Annotated in this window: 14 protein-coding genes; 5 read left to right on the top strand and 9 right to left on the bottom strand. The window is 76.0% G+C overall.

The annotated features are described in order from the left end of the window. Positions 1–59 precede the first annotated feature (59 nt). The 3 genes from WCD58_RS08150 to WCD58_RS08140 all read left to right on the top strand — a co-directional run bounded on the left by WCD58_RS08150 (position 60) and on the right by WCD58_RS08140 (position 2,174). Entirely contained in the window at positions 60–1,025 is a 966-nt protein-coding gene (locus tag WCD58_RS08150) for an HhH-GPD family protein (protein ID WP_337701446.1), read from the top strand. A 4-nt stretch (positions 1,026–1,029) separates the two neighbouring features. Continuing rightward, entirely contained in the window at positions 1,030–1,344 is a 315-nt protein-coding gene (locus WCD58_RS08145) for an antibiotic biosynthesis monooxygenase family protein (RefSeq protein WP_337701444.1), read from the top strand. 83 nt (positions 1,345–1,427) lie between these two features. Beyond that, the gene (locus WCD58_RS08140; RefSeq protein ID WP_337701442.1) at positions 1,428–2,174 is read left to right on the top strand and encodes an SIR2 family NAD-dependent protein deacylase; all 747 of its coding nucleotides are present in this window, start codon (positions 1,428–1,430) and stop codon (positions 2,172–2,174) included. A 50-nt stretch (positions 2,175–2,224) separates the two neighbouring features. On the opposite strand, the gene WCD58_RS08135 is transcribed toward WCD58_RS08140, so the two are convergent. Continuing rightward, the gene (locus tag WCD58_RS08135; protein WP_337701439.1) at positions 2,225–3,367 is read right to left on the bottom strand and encodes a DNA glycosylase AlkZ-like family protein; all 1,143 of its coding nucleotides are present in this window, start codon (positions 3,365–3,367) and stop codon (positions 2,225–2,227) included. Between the two features lie 62 nt (positions 3,368–3,429). Here WCD58_RS08135 and WCD58_RS08130 point away from each other — a divergent pair, with 62 nt between their 5' ends. Further along, the gene (locus tag WCD58_RS08130; RefSeq protein ID WP_337701437.1) at positions 3,430–4,494 is read left to right on the top strand and encodes a YihY/virulence factor BrkB family protein; all 1,065 of its coding nucleotides are present in this window, start codon (positions 3,430–3,432) and stop codon (positions 4,492–4,494) included. Positions 4,495–4,527: 33 nt separating this feature from the next. After that, positions 4,528–5,523 carry a helix-turn-helix transcriptional regulator gene (locus WCD58_RS08125; RefSeq protein ID WP_337701435.1) on the top strand — a complete coding sequence of 332 codons (996 nt, stop codon included), beginning with the start codon at positions 4,528–4,530 and terminating at the stop codon, positions 5,521–5,523. 10 nt (positions 5,524–5,533) lie between these two features. On the opposite strand, the gene WCD58_RS08120 is transcribed toward WCD58_RS08125, so the two are convergent. From WCD58_RS08120 to WCD58_RS08085, 8 genes are all read right to left on the bottom strand, one after another. Next, positions 5,534–6,250, bottom strand: coding sequence for an acyltransferase (locus tag WCD58_RS08120; RefSeq protein WP_337701433.1), 717 nt, complete (start codon positions 6,248–6,250; stop codon positions 5,534–5,536). After that, positions 6,240–7,349, bottom strand: a complete 1,110-nt coding sequence (locus tag WCD58_RS08115) for a GNAT family N-acetyltransferase (RefSeq protein ID WP_337701431.1) — start codon at positions 7,347–7,349, stop codon at positions 6,240–6,242. Before WCD58_RS08115 ends, WCD58_RS08120 begins: the two co-directional genes overlap by 11 nt. Further along, positions 7,346–8,773, bottom strand: coding sequence for an oligosaccharide flippase family protein (locus WCD58_RS08110; protein ID WP_337701429.1), 1,428 nt, complete (start codon positions 8,771–8,773; stop codon positions 7,346–7,348). Before WCD58_RS08110 ends, WCD58_RS08115 begins: the two co-directional genes overlap by 4 nt. An 11-nt stretch (positions 8,774–8,784) precedes the next feature. After that, a complete protein-coding gene (locus WCD58_RS08105; RefSeq protein WP_337701427.1) occupies positions 8,785–10,068 on the bottom strand; it encodes a glycosyltransferase family 4 protein in 1,284 nt (427 codons plus the stop codon). Beyond that, complete coding sequence (locus tag WCD58_RS08100; protein WP_337701424.1) at positions 10,065–11,363, bottom strand: beta-galactosidase; 1,299 nt, start codon at positions 11,361–11,363, stop codon at positions 10,065–10,067. The genes WCD58_RS08105 and WCD58_RS08100 overlap by 4 nt, the downstream gene beginning before the upstream one ends. A 25-nt stretch (positions 11,364–11,388) precedes the next feature. Next, positions 11,389–13,320 (bottom strand): ArnT family glycosyltransferase, encoded by a 1,932-nt coding sequence (locus WCD58_RS08095; RefSeq protein WP_337701422.1) that lies wholly within the window; start codon positions 13,318–13,320, stop codon positions 11,389–11,391. A 128-nt stretch (positions 13,321–13,448) separates the two neighbouring features. Continuing rightward, entirely contained in the window at positions 13,449–14,903 is a 1,455-nt protein-coding gene (locus tag WCD58_RS08090; RefSeq protein WP_337701420.1) for a glycosyltransferase family 4 protein, read from the bottom strand. 191 nt (positions 14,904–15,094) lie between these two features. Further along, positions 15,095–15,826: a glycosyltransferase gene (locus WCD58_RS08085; protein WP_337701418.1), complete on the bottom strand. Its 732-nt coding sequence runs from the start codon at positions 15,824–15,826 to the stop codon at positions 15,095–15,097. Position 15,827: the final 1 nt, after the last annotated feature.

Genomic DNA, 15,827 nt, shown 5'->3' with positions numbered 1-15,827 from the left:
GCCCGGCCGTTTCACCCGACGGTGGCGACGGCGGGGGCTCGGGGCAGGATCGGCGGTCGATGGGCACCACCACGTCCTCCACGTCCGCCGCGCCGACGGCCACCGCAGACGGGACCACGCTCGCCGACGTCCTCGTCCCGTGGTTCCGCGCGCACGCCCGCGACCTGCCCTGGCGACGCCCGGAGACCACCGCCTGGGGCGTCCTCGTCTCCGAGATCATGCTGCAGCAGACGCCGGTGGCGCGGGTCGAGGAGCCGTGGCGGGCGTGGCTGGAGCGCTGGCCGCGGCCGTCGGCGATGGCCGCCGCGCCCGCGTCCGACGTGCTGCGGGCGTGGGGGAAGCTCGGCTACCCGCGGCGTGCGCTGCGCCTGCACGCGGCGGCCCAGGCCATCGCCGCCGACCACGGCGACGTCGTCCCCGACGACGTCGCGACCCTCGAGTCGCTGCCGGGGATCGGGACGTACACCGCGCGGGCGGTGGCGGCGTTCGCACACGGGCAGCGCGTGCCGGTGGTCGACACCAACGTGCGGCGGGTGGTGGCCCGGGCGGTGCACGGCGACGCCGAGGCCGGGGCCGCGGCGGCGCGGGATCTCGCGGACGTCGAGGTGCTGCTGCCGGGCGCCGGAGCGGGGGACGCAGCGGAACGGAGCTCGACCCGGCACGACGACGCGGCGACGATGTCGGCGGCGTTGATGGAGCTCGGCGCGACCGTCTGCGTCGCCCGCGGCCCGCGGTGTGCCGACTGCCCGATCCTCGACCGCTGCGCCTGGCAGCGCCGGGGCCGACCCGCCTGGGACGGGCCGGTGCGCAAGGCCCAGACCTGGGCGGGCACCGACCGCCAGGTGCGCGGGCGCCTGCTCGACGTGCTGCGCGGCGCGCCGGGACCCGTCACCGCGGAGGCGCTCGAGGCCGCCTGGCTCACCAACCCCGCCCAGCGCGCCGGCTGCCTCGACTCGCTGCTCGTCGACGGTCTCGTGGAGCAGCTCGCCGACGGACGGTTCGCGCTGCCGGGGGACGTAGGCTGACGGCATGGCCGTCGTGAAGATCAACGCCATCCACATCCCCGAGGGCAGCGGCCCCGAGCTCGAGAAGCGCTTCGCCGCGCGGGGCGAGTCGATCAAGGACACCCCCGGGTTCCTCGGCTACGAGCTGCTGCGCCCCACCGCCGGCGAGAACCGCTACTTCGTCTACACGAAGTGGGAGTCCGAGGAGGCCTTCGCCAACTGGCGCGACGGGGGCGCCGCGGCCGCCGCGCACGCCGGCGAGCGCAAGCAGCCCGTGTCCTCCGGGGCCGACCTGCTGGAGTTCGAGCTCGTGCTGCGCGTCGACGGCGCCGGCTCCTGAACGAGGCCGATCCGGACGCCGTCGCCGAGGCCGCCGGGCGCCTCGGCGGGGCGTCGGCGCTGCTGATCTGCGCCGGCGCGGGGATGGGCGTCGACTCGGGCCTGCCCGACTTCCGCGGGCCCGAGGGCTTCTGGCGCGCCTACCCGCCCTACCGGCGTCTCGGGCTGCGCTTCGAGGAGATCGCCGACCCCGAGCACTTCGACGACGACCCCGAGCTCGCCTGGGGCTTCTACGGCCACCGGCTCGCGCTCTACCGCCGGACCGCGCCGCACGCCGGCTACGCGGTCCTGCGCCGGTGGGCCGACCGGTGGCCGGCGCGGGTGTTCACGTCGAACGTCGACGGGGCGTTCCAGGCGGCGGGCTTCGCCGACGGGGACGTCACCGAGTGCCACGGCGCGATCGGCATGCTCCAGTGCACAGGGCCGTGCCACGAGGGCACCTGGCCCGCCGACGACGTCGACGTGGCGATCGACGAGGACACGATGCGCGCCCGGCCGCCGCTGCCGGCGTGCCCGCGCTGCGGTCGCGTGGCGCGCCCGAACATCCTCATGTTCGGCGACGGCACCTGGGTGCCCGGCCACCACGCCGCCAAGGAGGCCGCCCACCGCGACTGGCTGCGCGGGATCGACGCGCGCCGGCTCGTCGTGGTCGAGCTCGGCGCGGGCACCGCCGTGCCGACCGTCCGCCGCCACGCCGAGCTCGCGTCGGCCGCCTCGGGCGCGCTGATCCGGATCAACGTCCGCGAGCCGGAGATCCGCCACGGGCGCGGGACCGCGCTCGCCTCGGGCGCCCGGGCGACGCTGGAGGCGATCGACGCGACCCTGGGCTGAGCGATCGACGGGGACGTCGCGCGTAGAGGCCGCGAGATACCCGTTCGCTGCTACACGCCCGTGGTCCCCGCCAGCCGCAGGCCCCGGGCGGCGGCGACGCGTTCCGCCTCCTCGTCGAGGCGGGCCCGGAAGTCCGGGGCCAGGGGCACGACGGGCGCGAGGTCCAGCGTCAGCTTCTTCCCCGACGCCTTCGGCCGCCAGGTGCCGACGATCTCGCCGTCGGCCAGCAGCGCGCCCGGGTTCCCGATGATCTTGTACAGGTCCTTGCGGAGGGCCTCGTCGGGCGCGAGCAGCGGGCGGTCGCGGGCCTGGAGCATCGGGTCCCACGGCGGCAGGAACCGGACGAGGTCGGGCTCGGGCGCGCCGAGGGCGGCGTCGAGGTCGTCGGCGGGCAGCCAGGCCCGGCGCCGATCACGGGTCGAGCTCCGCTGCGCTGCGTCTCCCACCTCGACGTCCACCTCGACCAGCCCCGGCAGCGCCGCCTCCCACGCCGGCGCGAACGCCGCGGCGGACGTCCCGACGAAGTCGGCGACCTCGCGCGGGCCCGCGGGGCCGAGCACCCGCAGGTAGTCGAGCACCAGGCGCGCGGCGCGCCCGGCGTCGCCGTCCACGGGGCGCGACCAGCCGGCGGGCGGCGGCGTCAGCAGCAGCGTCCTGCCGGTGGGGTCGAGGCCCACGCCGACCGGGAACGCCGAGAGGCGGAAGAGCTGCTCGTTGACGTGGACGCACCCACACGGGCGGCAGTCCCGGAGCAGGGCGTCCGGCAGCAGCTTCGTGACCCCGCCGCTCGCCGCGCCCTTGGTCATCGGCTCGGTCACGACGGCGACGAGCGCGTCGGCGGCGCGGTCGACGGCCTCGCGGGCGGGGATGCCGACGCGCCGCTGCTCGGGGCCGCTCCAGTGCAGGCGCGCGCCCGCGTCGGCGTCGTCGAAGGGGTGCGCGGCGGCGGCGATCGCGTTGCGCTCGGCGGGCGGGTGGTGGTGCGGCGCGCCGCGGTGGGTCCAGCCGTCGGCCAGCCCGCGCGCGAGGGGATCCGTCTCGCCGTCGGTGCGCGCCGCGAGCGCGAGCCGCGCCGTCGGCCCCGAGTCCTGCAGGCCGAGCGAGAACAGCGCATCGAGGGGCCGGTCGCGGTGCAGCCCCTGGGCGGCGATGCGGTGCGCCATGACCTGCTCGCGGGTCAGCGTGTCCACCATGGGACGAAGCTTCCCCCATCGAGGCTGACATCTCCGGTCAGCATCCTGGGCAAGATGGTGCCGTGAGCTCTGTGCGCGCGGTGCCCGTCACCACGGACATGGACGGCGACCTGCTGTCCGCCGACGACGCGTGGCACACCGCGCGCCGCGTCGGGCTCGTCACGCTGCTGCGCCACGCCCTCCAGCGCTTCCGCTTCGGCGACGGGTTCAGCCACGCCCGCGGGTTCGCGCTGCAGCTCGCGCTCGCGATCGTCCCGCTCGTGATCGCCGGCAGCGGGCTGGCGACGGCGGTGGGCGCCGAGTCGGTCGCGCAGGTCGTCGCGCGCACCGTCGTGGCGGTGTCCCCCGGCGCGGGCGACCAGCTGCTCGCCGACGTCGTCGCCCGCGGCCCCGCGGAGCTCCCCGAGGAGGACGGCGAGCCCGAGGACTCCCGCAGCGAGAACGTCGGCGAGCTCGCGGTCGCGTTCGGTCTGATCACCGCGTTCCTCGCGATGACCAGCGCCATCGCCCAGCTCGAGCGCGGCACCAACCGCATCTACGGCACCGAGCGCGACCGGCCGTTCCTGCGCAAGTACTCCCGCGCAGCCCTCCTCACGCTGACCGCGGGCACGTCGCTCGGGGTGGGGCTCGTCCTGATCATCGCCGGGGGCCCGCTCGGCGACGCCGTGGAGGACGTCTACCGGTGGGGCGACGTCGCCGAGACGATCTTCGACGTGCTGCGCTGGCCCGTCGGGCTCGCCGCGCTCGTCCTCGCGGTGACCGTGCTGTTCCGGTTCTCGCCGCGGCGACATCAACCCGGCCTGTCGTGGCTCGCGCTCGGCGCCGGGCTCACGGTGGTGCTCTGGCTCGCGGCCTCGGGCTGCGTGGCGCTCTACGTCGCGGTCTCCGGCGACTTCAGCGACACCTACGGCCCGCTCGCCGGGATCATGGCGCTGCTGCTGTGGGCGACGGTCACCGGCGTGGCGCTGCTGCTGGGCGTGGCCGTCGCCGCCCAGCTCGAGGCGGCCCGCGCCGGTCAGGGCGATCCGCTGCTCCGCGACGACGACGAGGACGGCATCCCGGACGAGCTCCAGCCCGCCGACGAGCAGTCGGTGGAAACCGTAGGCCCGGACGGGGGACGTGCCTGACAGCTCCTGTCAGCCATGGGGTACCACTGACGTGTGCGCGCCAGCCGCCTGCTCTCCGTCCTCCTGCTGCTGCAGAACCGCGGCCGCCTGACCGCGCGCGAGCTGGCCGACGAGCTCGAGGTCTCGATCCGCACGATCTACCGCGACATGGACGCGCTCTCGGCGTCCGGCGTCCCGGTCTACGCCGACCGCGGCCCGGACGGCGGCTATTCGCTGCTGGAGGGCTACCGCACCCACCTGACGGGCATGACGGCCGACGAGGCCGACGCCCTGGCGCTGTCCGGGATGCCCGACGCCGCCGCCGAGCTCGGGCTGGGCCGGGTGCTGGCGGCCGCCCAGCTCAAGGTCCAGGCGGCGCTGCCGGGCGAGCTCTCGGACCGGGCGGGGCGGATCGCCGAGCGCTTCCACCTCGACGCCCCCGGCTGGTTCCGCGAGGCCGACCACGTCCCCACGCTCACCGGCGTCGCCGACGCCGTGTGGAACCAGCGCCTGCTGCGCGTGCGCTACCGCCGCTGGGCGACGGGTGGGCGCGAGCCGGAGGTGGAGCGCGAGCTCGCCCCGCTCGGGCTCGTGCTCAAGGCGGGCACCTGGTACCTGGTCGCCCTGCCCGGTGACCAGGCCGACGCCGAGCCCCGCACCTACCGCATCGCGCGCATCCTCGAGCTCGAGACCCTCGACGTGCGCTTCGACCGCCCCGAGGGCTTCGACCTCTGGAAGTACTGGCACCAGCGCACCCAGGAGCTCACCGACGCGCTGTACCAGGCCGAGGCCGAGGTCCGCTTCTCGCCGCGGGCCCTCGAGCTCGCGCCGGTGATCCTGCGCCCGCACACCGCCCGCGCCCTCGCGGAGAGCAGCTGGCCCGCCGACGACGAGGGCTGGGTGCGGGCCGTGATCCCGATCGAGTCGCTCGCGCACGCCCGCTCGGAGCTGCTCGCGCTCGGCGCCGAGGTCGAGGTCCTCGGCCCGCCCGCGCTGCGCGAGCAGATGGCCGAGACCGCGCGCACGATGGCGTCGCTCTACCCGGTCTGAGCGCGCGGGGTCAGAGCTCCCAGGAGACGTCCTCGTCGACGACCCGCGCAGGGTGACCGCTGACGAGGCTGCGCGCCGGGACCGACTCGCGCACCACCGACGCCGCGCCGACCACGCTGCCCGCACCGAGGTCGACGCCCTTGAGGACGGTGGCACCGGCTCCGATCCAGACCCGGTCGCCGACCGTCACCGGCCTCGTCCTGCGGGCTGCGCGGCCGCGACGGACCAGCTGGTGCACGTCGCTGTCGGAGACGGTGACGTTCCACGAGATCGCGCAGCCGTCACCGATCGTCACGGATTCCGCGCACCAGACCGTGGTGCCGGTGTTGAGGAAGGTCTGCGCACCGATCGTGAGGTGGGCCCGGTCGTCGACGACGACGTGCGAGCCGCTCATGACGGTCACGACACCGCGGACGTCGAGCGTGGCACCGGGCTCGACCCGGATCTGCGTCGTGCGGCGTGGCATGGGTGACGTGCCCACGGACAGCACCGCGCCCGGGGCCATGCGCACCGTTGCATCCCGCGCCACCGAGAGTCGGGCTCCGCGACCCACCAGCACCGGCGCGCGGAAGCGCAGCGTCGCCCGCAGCGTGCGCAGCGGGGAGCAGCCGGTGACCAGTTCGGTGAGGACGCCCGGCCGGTAGCCCTGGGTCGCCGACGAGCCGCTCAGGCGCGCGAGCACGCTGTAGCTCCACCGTTCGAGCCGGAGGCCCACCTCACCGGTCACGAGCAGCCTCCCGACGCCTCGCGTGGATCTCCGAGGCCTTGGCGACGACGTGGCGCAGGCCCTTGTCCGCGCGCGTGAGCGGGAGCCGCTCGAAGCGCAGCGCCTCGTAGGAGATCGACGCGGCCCCGAAGTAGGCCTTGTAGCGCTCGGGGGCGGAGCCGGGGTCGGACTCGCCCATGTGGAACCAGTGCACGCCCTCGGCCGCGGCGTCGGCGAACGAGCGGGTGTGCAGGACGTAGGTCGCGAGCGTCTCGCGGGACAGCGCGTCGTCCATCGCCGACAGCCACCCGAGCGCGTGGCGCCCGTGCTGGAGGACGACGTTGACCGCGACCGGCCGGCCCTCGTGGAACGCCGACCACACCACGCACCGCTCCCCCATCGCGGCCGCAACGGCGGCGACCTGGCCGGGGCGGTCCTGCGCGGCGGCGACCCGGTGCGCGAGCCACAGCGGCTGCCCGCGCTGGGCGGCCCAGCGGTCGACCTGCTGACCGTAGAGCTCGGCGAACGCGCGGACGCCCACGCCGTCGGGGTCGTCGCCGCGCTCGCGGCGGACGTCGAGCGAGAAGCGCTCGGCCTTGCGCACGGAGTTGCGGACCTGGCGCTTGAACACCTTCTCCCACAGGTGGTCGTAGCCCGGGGAGAGGTCGACGACCTGCGCGGTGTACGGCACGCGGATCGCCCGCTCCGGCGCGGCGTCCGCCCAGGCCGCGCCGGCGAGCGATGTCGGGACCACCCCGGTGCGGACCACCGGGCGGCGCGCGAGGTCGGCGAGCACGACGCGGCAGTCGTCCGCGGTCACGCCGCCCTCGGCGACCAGCCCGCCGTAGCCCCATCCGTACGGGAACGACTCCTCGGCCACCGGCACCCCGGCGACGGTCCTCGCGACCAGGGGCAGGACCCCCCGGCGCCCGCCGGGGAGGTCGTAGAGCCTGCTGGCGTCGACGGTCTTCCAGGGTCGAGCTCCGCTGCGCTTCGTCTCCCGCCCGGTCCGAGCGCACAGGCAGTCGAGCCACTCGGGGGTCTGGGTGGCGACCGCCTGCGGGTCGGCGGCGAGGAGCCGGCGCCACTCGTCGCGGGGGGCGGGGCTGGTGATGCTCACGCGACGGCCTCCTCGACAGGCGCACGGCGGGTCAGGCGGGCGAGCAGGTCGCGGACGCGGGCGACGTCCTGCGCGGGCACGACGCCCCACCGGACGGCGAGCACCGCGTAGCCGACCAGGCCCAGGACGATCAACGGCAGGTCGAGCCCGGCGCCGGCCACGGCGGCGGCGACGAGCAGCCCGGCGAGCACGGCGAGCGCGGCGCTCCAGGCGACGGCGACGCGGGCCCGGACGCGGCCGGGGCGGTGGTGGCGCACGTACACCGAGGCCAGCGCGGCGACGCCGACCCAGGCGCCGACGGCGAACCCGGCGGCCGCGCCCATCGCGCCGTGGCCCGGCACCAGCACCACCATCGTCGCGACCTCCGCGATCGCGGCGAGCGGGATGCGCGCCGCGGCCTGCCCGGCGAACCCGCGGGCGAACAGCGCCTTGAGCAGCATGTCGCCGACGATCAGGCCGAGCGCGCCGATCGCCACGACGCGCGTGGGGCCGACGGCGGCGAGGTACTCGGCCGGGAACAGGCGCCCGACCAGCGTCTCCGGGGTCACGACGAGCACGAGCACGACGGGCGTCAGGGCCAGCGGGACCCAGCGGAACGCGGTGACGAACCATCCGTGCGCCTCGGCGGCGCCACGGGAGCGGGCGATGAAGGGGAAGACGGCCTCGGACAGCGCGCTGCCGGCGAGGAACGGCGCCTTGGCCAGGATCGCGGCCACCTGGTAGATGCCGACGGCGGCGAACGTGACGCCGTGGCCGTGGCCGAGCGCGCCGAGCAGCAGGACGTCGAGGGTGCCGATGAGGCCGAAGCCGGTGGTGCCCGCGGCCATCGGGGCGGCGGCGGCGAACGAGCGCCAGCCGGCGACCGCGCCGCGCAGGCTCGGGAGGCGGTCGCGCAGCGTCCACCAGGCCCAGCCGGCGGCCCCCGCGGCGCCGACCAGCAGCGCCCAGCCGACGCCCACCGCGCCGGAGCCGAGCAGCGCGACGATCCCGACGCCGAGCACGACCTTGACGATCACCTCGACGATGCGGGCGGTGCCGACGGCGGTGAACCGCTGGGCGCCCTGCAGCCCGCCGACCAGGACCTGGCCGAGCGCGAGCAGCACGATCGTGCCCGCGACCAGCAGCGTCAGCCCGGCACCGACGCCGGGCAGGATCGCGCCGGTCGTCAGCTGGACGGCGGCGAACCCGCCGGCGAGGGCGACCCCGAGGCCGACGTTGCCGAGCAGGGCGCCGCGGAAGGCGGAGTCGGTGTCCTCGTCGGCCTTCGCGATCGTGCGCGCGAGCGCCCACGGGAAGCCGGCGGCGAGCACCGAGGTCGCGAGGAGCAGCACGGTCAGCAGCACGCTCACCACGCCGAACTCCGCGGTGGGCAGCAGCCACGCCAGGGCGAGCCCGAAGCCGTAGTTCAGCGGTGCGGTCAGCACGATGCCGATCATCAGGACGGCGGTCCCGGTGGCTGCGGACTGGTGTCCTCGAAGCGCTCGCATCCTGGTTCGCCCTCCCCGTTCGCTGGTGGGACCAGCGTCGTCCCGGGGAGATCGACCGACGAGGGAGCCGACCCCCGAGGGGCGGGGGCTGTCCCTACTCCTGCGCGGGGCTCGGGGATCCGGTCGCCGACGTCGGGGACACCGGCGGCGACCTCCTCGAGCACCGCGAGCTGCGCCGCGGCGAGCGCGTCCCAGTCGTACGCACGGGCGAAGTCGCGCCCCGCGGCGCCCATGGCGGCCAGCCGGTCCGCGTCGGACGCCGCGTCCACCAGGCGCGCGGCCAGGGCGTCGGCGTCGAACGGCGGCACCGTCCACCCGACCTCGGGCGGGATCACCTCGCGCAGGCATGGGATGTCGAACGCGACGACCGGGGTGCCCGTCGCGAGCGCCTCGACCGCGACCATCCCGAACGTCTCGTGCCGCGACGGGACGACGACGAGCCGCGCGCCGGCGAGCAGCGCGGTCTTCCCGGGTCCGTCGCACCAGCCGAGGAACCGCACGTTCTCGACGCCGAGCTCCTCGGCGAAGCGCCGCACGCGGGGCTCCTCGGGGCCGCCGCCGGCGATGAGCAGCTCGCCGCCGACCTGCGCGCCGATCTTCTTCCAGGCCGTGAGCAGCAGGTCGAGGCCCTTGCCCTCGAGCTCCAGGCGCCCGAGGAACACGACGTCGTGGCCGACCCCGGCCGGAGCCTCGAGCAGGGCGCGGTCGACGCCGTTGCCGACGACGTCGACCCGCGCGGCGGGGTTGAGCCCGCGCAGCTTCTCGGCGGTGCCCTCGGAGACGGCGACGAGACGGTGGTGGCGGCGCACGCCCGCGCGCTCGACGAGGTGGAACGGCAGCTTGTACTGGCGCGCCTTGTCCCGGGCGTGCAGCCACTGGACGACGCCGACGGTCGGGCGCCCGGTCCACCGCGGCGCGGCCATGGTGGAGAACGGCGCGAAGAAGTCCTCGACGACCACGTCGGCGCCCGCGCGGTGGCGGCGCACGGCGGCGGGCAGGCCGAGCACGTACCCGGCGAGGCGGCTCAGCCGGTTGGTCCCCGTCCACGGCCCCACCGGGACGTAGCGCACGCCGTCGACGACGGCGTCGGTCGCCCCGGGGTATCGGGTGGTGAGCACGGTGACCCCGTGTCCCCGTGCGGCGATCCGGCGGTCGATCTCGTGGGTGCGCCGGGACCCGCCGCCGGCGCCGGGCATGCGCGGGTGCTCGAAGCCGAGGTGGAGGATCCTCATGACCCCGCCCCGGCGATGACGCGCCCGTAGGACTCCGGGTCGACCCCCGAGCCGGGCGTGAACAGGTCGTCCTCGAACGCCAGGTACAGCGCCTCGACGCCGCAGTCGCGGGCGTACCGCGCGGCCTGCACCATCTGGTCGGCCTCGCTGTCCGAGTACGGCGAGCCGCCCGTCGTCGGCCCGGGCGGGCCCGGGTTCTCGCCCACGACGCCGAGCCCCGCGGCGCGCGCGACCGCGATCGTCCAGCGCTGCGCCGCGCCGCGCTCGAGGCCCGCCGCGGCCAGGCTCTCCGGGGTGTCGCCGGGCGCGCACGTGTCCTGCGGGGCGTCGGCGGCACGGGCGCGGGTCGCGGTGTCGTCGTCGAGGCCCGTGTAGCCGACGAGGACGCGGCCCCGGCCGGCGAGATCGGCGAGGACGCCGAACTGCCGGGGGTAGTCCAGGCCCCGACCGAGGGCACCGTCCGGGTTGCCGCTGCCGTCCAGACGGCTGGCGATCGCCTCCTGGCGGTCGTCGGGGAGCACCCCGCGCCCGGCCGCCGGCACGTGCAGGTCCCCGGTGAAGCCCGCGGCGCGCCAGGTGTCGGCGAGCCAGACGACGCTGCCGATCAGCGAGGCGGTGTACCAGTCGTACCACCCCGCCACCTGCTCGTCGGTGACCTGCGCGCCCTGCCAGACCGGGACGGCCGGGAGCCAGCCGGGCATCGGCGAGGGCGACACCCCGTCCGCCAGCCCCGGGCCGCCCTGCGCGGCCTCGTCGAACGCCCAGAACGAGGGCCCCTGGACGGGGTCCGCCGGCGCCGGGTAGCCGAGCTCCCCCACCAGCCGCACCGCCGCCACGCCCTCGAAGCCGACGCCCGCCGCGACCCGGCGCACGTAGTCGGCGGCCGCCTCCCGGGCGGCGGCGCTGAACACGAGGTTGGCCTCGCCCTGAGACGACGTCGTGCCGAACTGGTCGACGTAGCCGGCGCCGGGCAGACCCAGCACCCAGGACGGCGGGTTGTGGATGCCCGCCCCGAGCACCACCCGCATGCCCGCGCCGGCGCAGGTCGCGATCCGCTGCCGGACCCCCGCGAGGTACCCGGCGTCGACGGCGCCGGGGGCGGGCTCGGTCGCGGCCCACTGCATCTCGACCATGACCGTCGTGACACCGGCCCGGCGCAGGGCGTCGATCCGGTCCGGATCGCACGAGGACCCGAGCACACCGAACGCGGGGCCGCCCGCGGGCGGGCGGGCCTCGGCGCGATCGCCCGACCCGCAGCCCGCGAGGACCGCGGTCAGCGCCACCACCAGAGCCACGACGGACCATCCGTGCGCCACGGTGTCACCCGCTCTCGGAGACCGGCGGCACGTCCTGACCGGCGGCGATCGCGGCGTCGAGCTCGGCCCGGTCGACCTTCCAGACGACGGTGTCGCCGTTGGAGGGCCCGTGGGCGACGAACACGGGCTCGGCGTTCTGCTCGAGCCAGGTGAGGACCTCGGGAGCGGCGTCGCCGTAGCCCTGCTGCAGCGGGCGCTGCGAGGTCAGGACGTACTGGGCGTCGTTGTCCCGCATCGCGGTCAGGCTCGGCCAGTCGCCCCAGTTCGGGCGGGGCAGGAACGCGAGCTGGGCGACGGGACCGGTGAGGCCGACCCGCGCGTCCGGCGGCAGCGTGTCGAGGTACGCCCGTGCCTGCGGGAAGCCGTCGTCGACGGTGAGGCGGGCGGTGACACCCAGCACCAGCGTGGCGGCGACGAAGACCGCGCCGGCGACCGCGAGCGGGCGGCGCAGCGGAGGCCTGCGGTCACGGAGCTCGGCGATCGCGGTCGCGCAGACGACGACCGAGACGACCACGGTGTAGTAGCCGAACTGCTCCTCGAGCGCCCCGGCGGACGCCGCGTAGACCCCGAACAGGCCGGTGGAGACCCCGATGAGCCCCATGAGGCGCCGGCCGGTCGGCTTCGCGAAGACCGTGCCGATGCCCGCGAACAGGCACAGCCCCAGCAGGACGTAGCTCGTGCCGAAGCGCGAGAGCTCCGCGATCAGGCGGTCGAGCAGGCTGACGTTGCTGGCGTGGAACCCGGTCATCTGGTCGATGCCGAACATCCGCCGGACGCCGCTGAGCTTCTGGGTGGTGAACTCACCGAGCAGGCCGTTCGCGGCGATCACCGCGATGAAGACGACGTAGGGCACCGCGGCGCCGAGCGCGATGCGCCCGACCTGCACCGCGGCGAGCGTCCTCCGCCAGAAGATCGCGAGGACGAGCGGCACCAGGATCTGGAAGACCGTCATGTCCTTGGTGGCCAGGGCGAGCCCGAAGACGACGCCGACCCCGACCTCGCGCCACTGCCGCACACGCGCGTCCGCCGGGTTGGTCAGCACCCCCAGGAGCAGCAGCCAGGCCGCGAGCGTCCACATGGTCGCCGGGGTCTCGAGCATCACCCGGCTGTCGCTGCGCAGGACGAACGGGTCGAACGCGAGCACCGCGGCGCCGCCGAGCGCGATCGGCAGCGGCGTGACCTTGCGCAGCAGGCGGAAGGCCAGCACTACGGTGATCGCGCCGAGGATCGCGGTGAGCCAGCGCAACCCGTAGACGAGGTCCATCACCGGCAGCGAGCCCAGACCGAAGGCCTTGATGAACACGGCGTCGAGCAGGAACGAGCCCACCGGGTGCAGGAAGAACGGGCTGTTCTCGAACGACGGGAGGTGGCCGTCGGCGACCGAGTTGCCGATCTGGGCGTAGAGCAGCTCGTCGACGAACAGGTCGTTGGCGCGCCCGAGGCCGATCGCCCGGATGACGAAGGCGACGACCCCGATGGCGATGGTCAGCGGCCACGCGCGCCCGACGGTCAGCTCGCCGAGCTTCTCGCGCGAGGCGAGCGGAACCAGCATCGTGCCCGCGGACGGGGCGCCGGCCGGGGCCGGCGTCGCGGTCCTGGCCTTCTCCTTCGTGCCCTTGTCCTTCTTGTCCTTCTTGCCCTTCGGGTCGCCCAGGGCCGGGGGCGGGGTGCCGGGAGCGAGAGGGGTGACGCCCTGCCCGCCGGGCCCCTGAGGGGCCTGAGGCGCCGGGGGGCGCTGCGGACCGGGGCCGCGCGGCGGCTGCTGGGGTGGCTGCTGGGGTGGGCGGCCGCCGGGCTGGGCGCCGGGACGGCCTGGCGGCGGACCCATCGGGCGGCCCGGTGCCGGGCCGTTCGGGCGCCCCGTCGGCGGGCCCGCGGGTCGCGGCGGGGGAACGGGCCGTCCGGAGCCGGGCGGCGTGCGGTGGCCGTCGCGCACGCCCCCACCTCCCCCTCGCCGACCATGGTGTGGCGTCGCCACTGACGGTGACGATGTCGCCTTCTGCTCGTGATCCATCACTCTAAAGCCTGACTCCCGGTCACGGACAGTCCCGAATTCTCGGCCGCTCACGCCGCGACGCCGACGCTCGCGGAGGGGCCGGCGAGCAGGTCGCGCTTCTCGGCGAGGCGGAACTGCGCGCCCGTGACACCGAGGCGCGCGAGCACGGCGGCGGCGTCGGTCTCGTCGCAGCCGGTGAGCAGGACCGCGACCTCGTTGCCCTCGACGTGGACCTGGTCGGTGCTGCGCAGGCCCGCGGTCAGCGCGTGGGCGTCGACCCCGGCGGGGCGGCGGAAGCGGGCGACGGTGGCCAGGTCGGAGCGGGCCGGGCGGGCGTCGGCGAGCAGGGCGCCGGCGAGCAGGTCGGCGCTGCGCTCCCAGGTGAACGCACCCGCCCACTCGCGGCACGCGGACTCCCAGACGGTCGCGCGGTCGTCGTCGGCGAGCTCGCGGAGGACCTCGGTGATCGCCGCGCCCATCGCGCTGACGTCCGGGACGAGGCGGCCGGTGACCCCGTCGACGACGGAGTCGCGGATGCCGGGCACGTCGACGGCGACGCAGGGCACGCCGTGCGCGGCGGCCTCGACGACCGTGCAGCCCCAGCCCTCGGCGTCGCTGGTGGACGTCGTGACCCAGGCGCGGCCGACGATCGCGTCGCGGACCTCGTCGGGGGCGAACCCGCGCAGGGTGACCGTGCCGGACAGGCCGAGCTCGGCGACGAGCGCCTCGAGGCGCGGGCGCTCCGGGCCGTCGCCGACGATGTCGACCTGCAGGCCGGGGACGGCGCGGGCGACCTCGGCGACCTGGCCCAGCAGCACGTCGACGCGCTTGTGGGGCACCAGGCGGCTGACCACCGCGACGGTCGGGGCCGCGGCGCGCTGGGGGCGCCGCGTGGGCAACGGCGCGCTGCCGTTGGGGACGATCGCGACCGGGCCGCGGAAGCCGAGCCGGCGGCGCAGCTCGCGGCGCGTCGACGGCGAGACCGCGGCGACGGTGCGCCGGCCGTAGACGCGACGGGCGGCGCGACCCTCGAGGAACCGGCCGAGCGCGGCGAGCGGGGCCGGGAAGCGGGTGGCGAACTGGTCCTGGTGCACGTGGTGCAGCACCTGCAGGACGGGCAGGTCGCCGGCGACCAGCGGGGAGAAGAAGGGGATGCCGTTCTGGCAGTCGACGATCGCGTCGAAGCGGCCGCGGGTGCGGGCCAGGCGGGCGAGCACCCGCGGGTAGAGGGTGAGCTCGCCGCCGCAGCGGACGATCTCGATGCCGTCGACGACCTCGCGGCGCGACAGGCCCTCGGGGCGGGCGGCGTACCAGGTGACCCGGACCCCGGCGGCGACCCAGCGGCGCGCGATCTCGTGCATGTACTGCTCGGCGCCGCCGGCCTGCGGGTGGCGGACGTCGCGCCAGTTGAGCACCAGCACGTGGCGGCCGGCGAGGCGGGCGATCTGGTGGTCGGACGGCGCCGGGGCCTCGCGACGGGCGCGACGCTCGGCGGCGAGGTCGATGATCTGCGTGGCGCTCATGGTGTGCTCCTCGGGCCGTTCTCCTGCTGCTGGGGACGACCCTGCTCCGCTCGCGCCGGTGATCGAATGGTGCGGACCCGCCGCCGTGCGGGGAGGACCCGCCGACCGGGGTGGGGTTCTCCCCCCAGGGGCTGCGCCCAGGTGAGCGATATGGGTCGCCGGGGCGACCCATATCGCTCACGTGCTGCGCATCAGGCCGCGTGCAGCTGCAGGACCGCGAGGAAGCTGGGGATGCCGTCGCGGACCGGGTGGAAGGTGGAGCGGGCGTCGTCGGTCCAGGTCACCGGGACCTCGACGATGTCGCCGCCGGCCTGGCGCACCCGGCGCAGGAGCTCGACGTCGAAGGCGAAGTTGGTGACCCGGCACTCCTCGAGCGCGCGGACGACCAGCTCGCGGGAGAAGAACTTGAACCCGCACTGGGAGTCGTGCACCCCGGGGACCAGCGAGCGGCTCAGCGCCCGGAACGCGGCGCCGCCCACGCGGCGGCCCAGCGGCTGCGGCTCGGCGAACGCGGCGCCGGGGGCGTGGCGGGAGGCGATGACGGCGCCGGCGCCCATCTGCAGGTGGTACATCGCGGCGGTCAGCGTCTCGACCGGCGTGCTCAGGTCGGCGTCCATGAACCCGACGAACCGCGCGGTGCTCGTCGACAGCCCGCGGGCCACGGCGGCGCCCTTGCCCTTGGTCGAGCAGCCGATGACCTCGATCTCGACGGTCCCAGCCCAGCGGGCGGCGACCCGGCGGGCGACCTCGGCCGTGTCGTCCACGCTGCCGTTGTCGACGACCACGATCCGCACGTCCCACGGCTGGCGCGCGAGGAACGCGGCGGTCGCCTCGAGGGTGCGGGGCAGCCGCTCGGCCTCGTTGTACGCGGGGATGACGATCTCGAGGTCGGCGGCCCGGCGGGTGGCGGTCACGGCGTTCACG

It is taken from the genome of Actinomycetospora flava (genome assembly GCF_037400335.1).
GTDB lineage: Bacteria > Actinomycetota > Actinomycetes > Mycobacteriales > Pseudonocardiaceae > Actinomycetospora > Actinomycetospora flava.
Note: the sequence above shows the minus strand (reverse complement) of the source record. Positions and strands in the feature narration are given on the sequence as shown.

Coding starts and splice junctions, on each gene's coding strand:
- WCD58_RS08150 (WP_337701446.1), top strand. CDS start 60: ATGGGCACCACCACGTCCTCCACGTCCGCCGCGCCGACGGCCACCGCA.
- WCD58_RS08145 (WP_337701444.1), top strand. CDS start 1,030: ATGGCCGTCGTGAAGATCAACGCCATCCACATCCCCGAGGGCAGCGGC.
- WCD58_RS08140 (WP_337701442.1), top strand. CDS start 1,428: ATGGGCGTCGACTCGGGCCTGCCCGACTTCCGCGGGCCCGAGGGCTTC.
- WCD58_RS08135 (WP_337701439.1), bottom strand. CDS start 3,367: ATGGTGGACACGCTGACCCGCGAGCAGGTCATGGCGCACCGCATCGCC.
- WCD58_RS08105 (WP_337701427.1), bottom strand. CDS start 10,068: ATGAGGATCCTCCACCTCGGCTTCGAGCACCCGCGCATGCCCGGCGCC.
- WCD58_RS08090 (WP_337701420.1), bottom strand. CDS start 14,903: ATGAGCGCCACGCAGATCATCGACCTCGCCGCCGAGCGTCGCGCCCGT.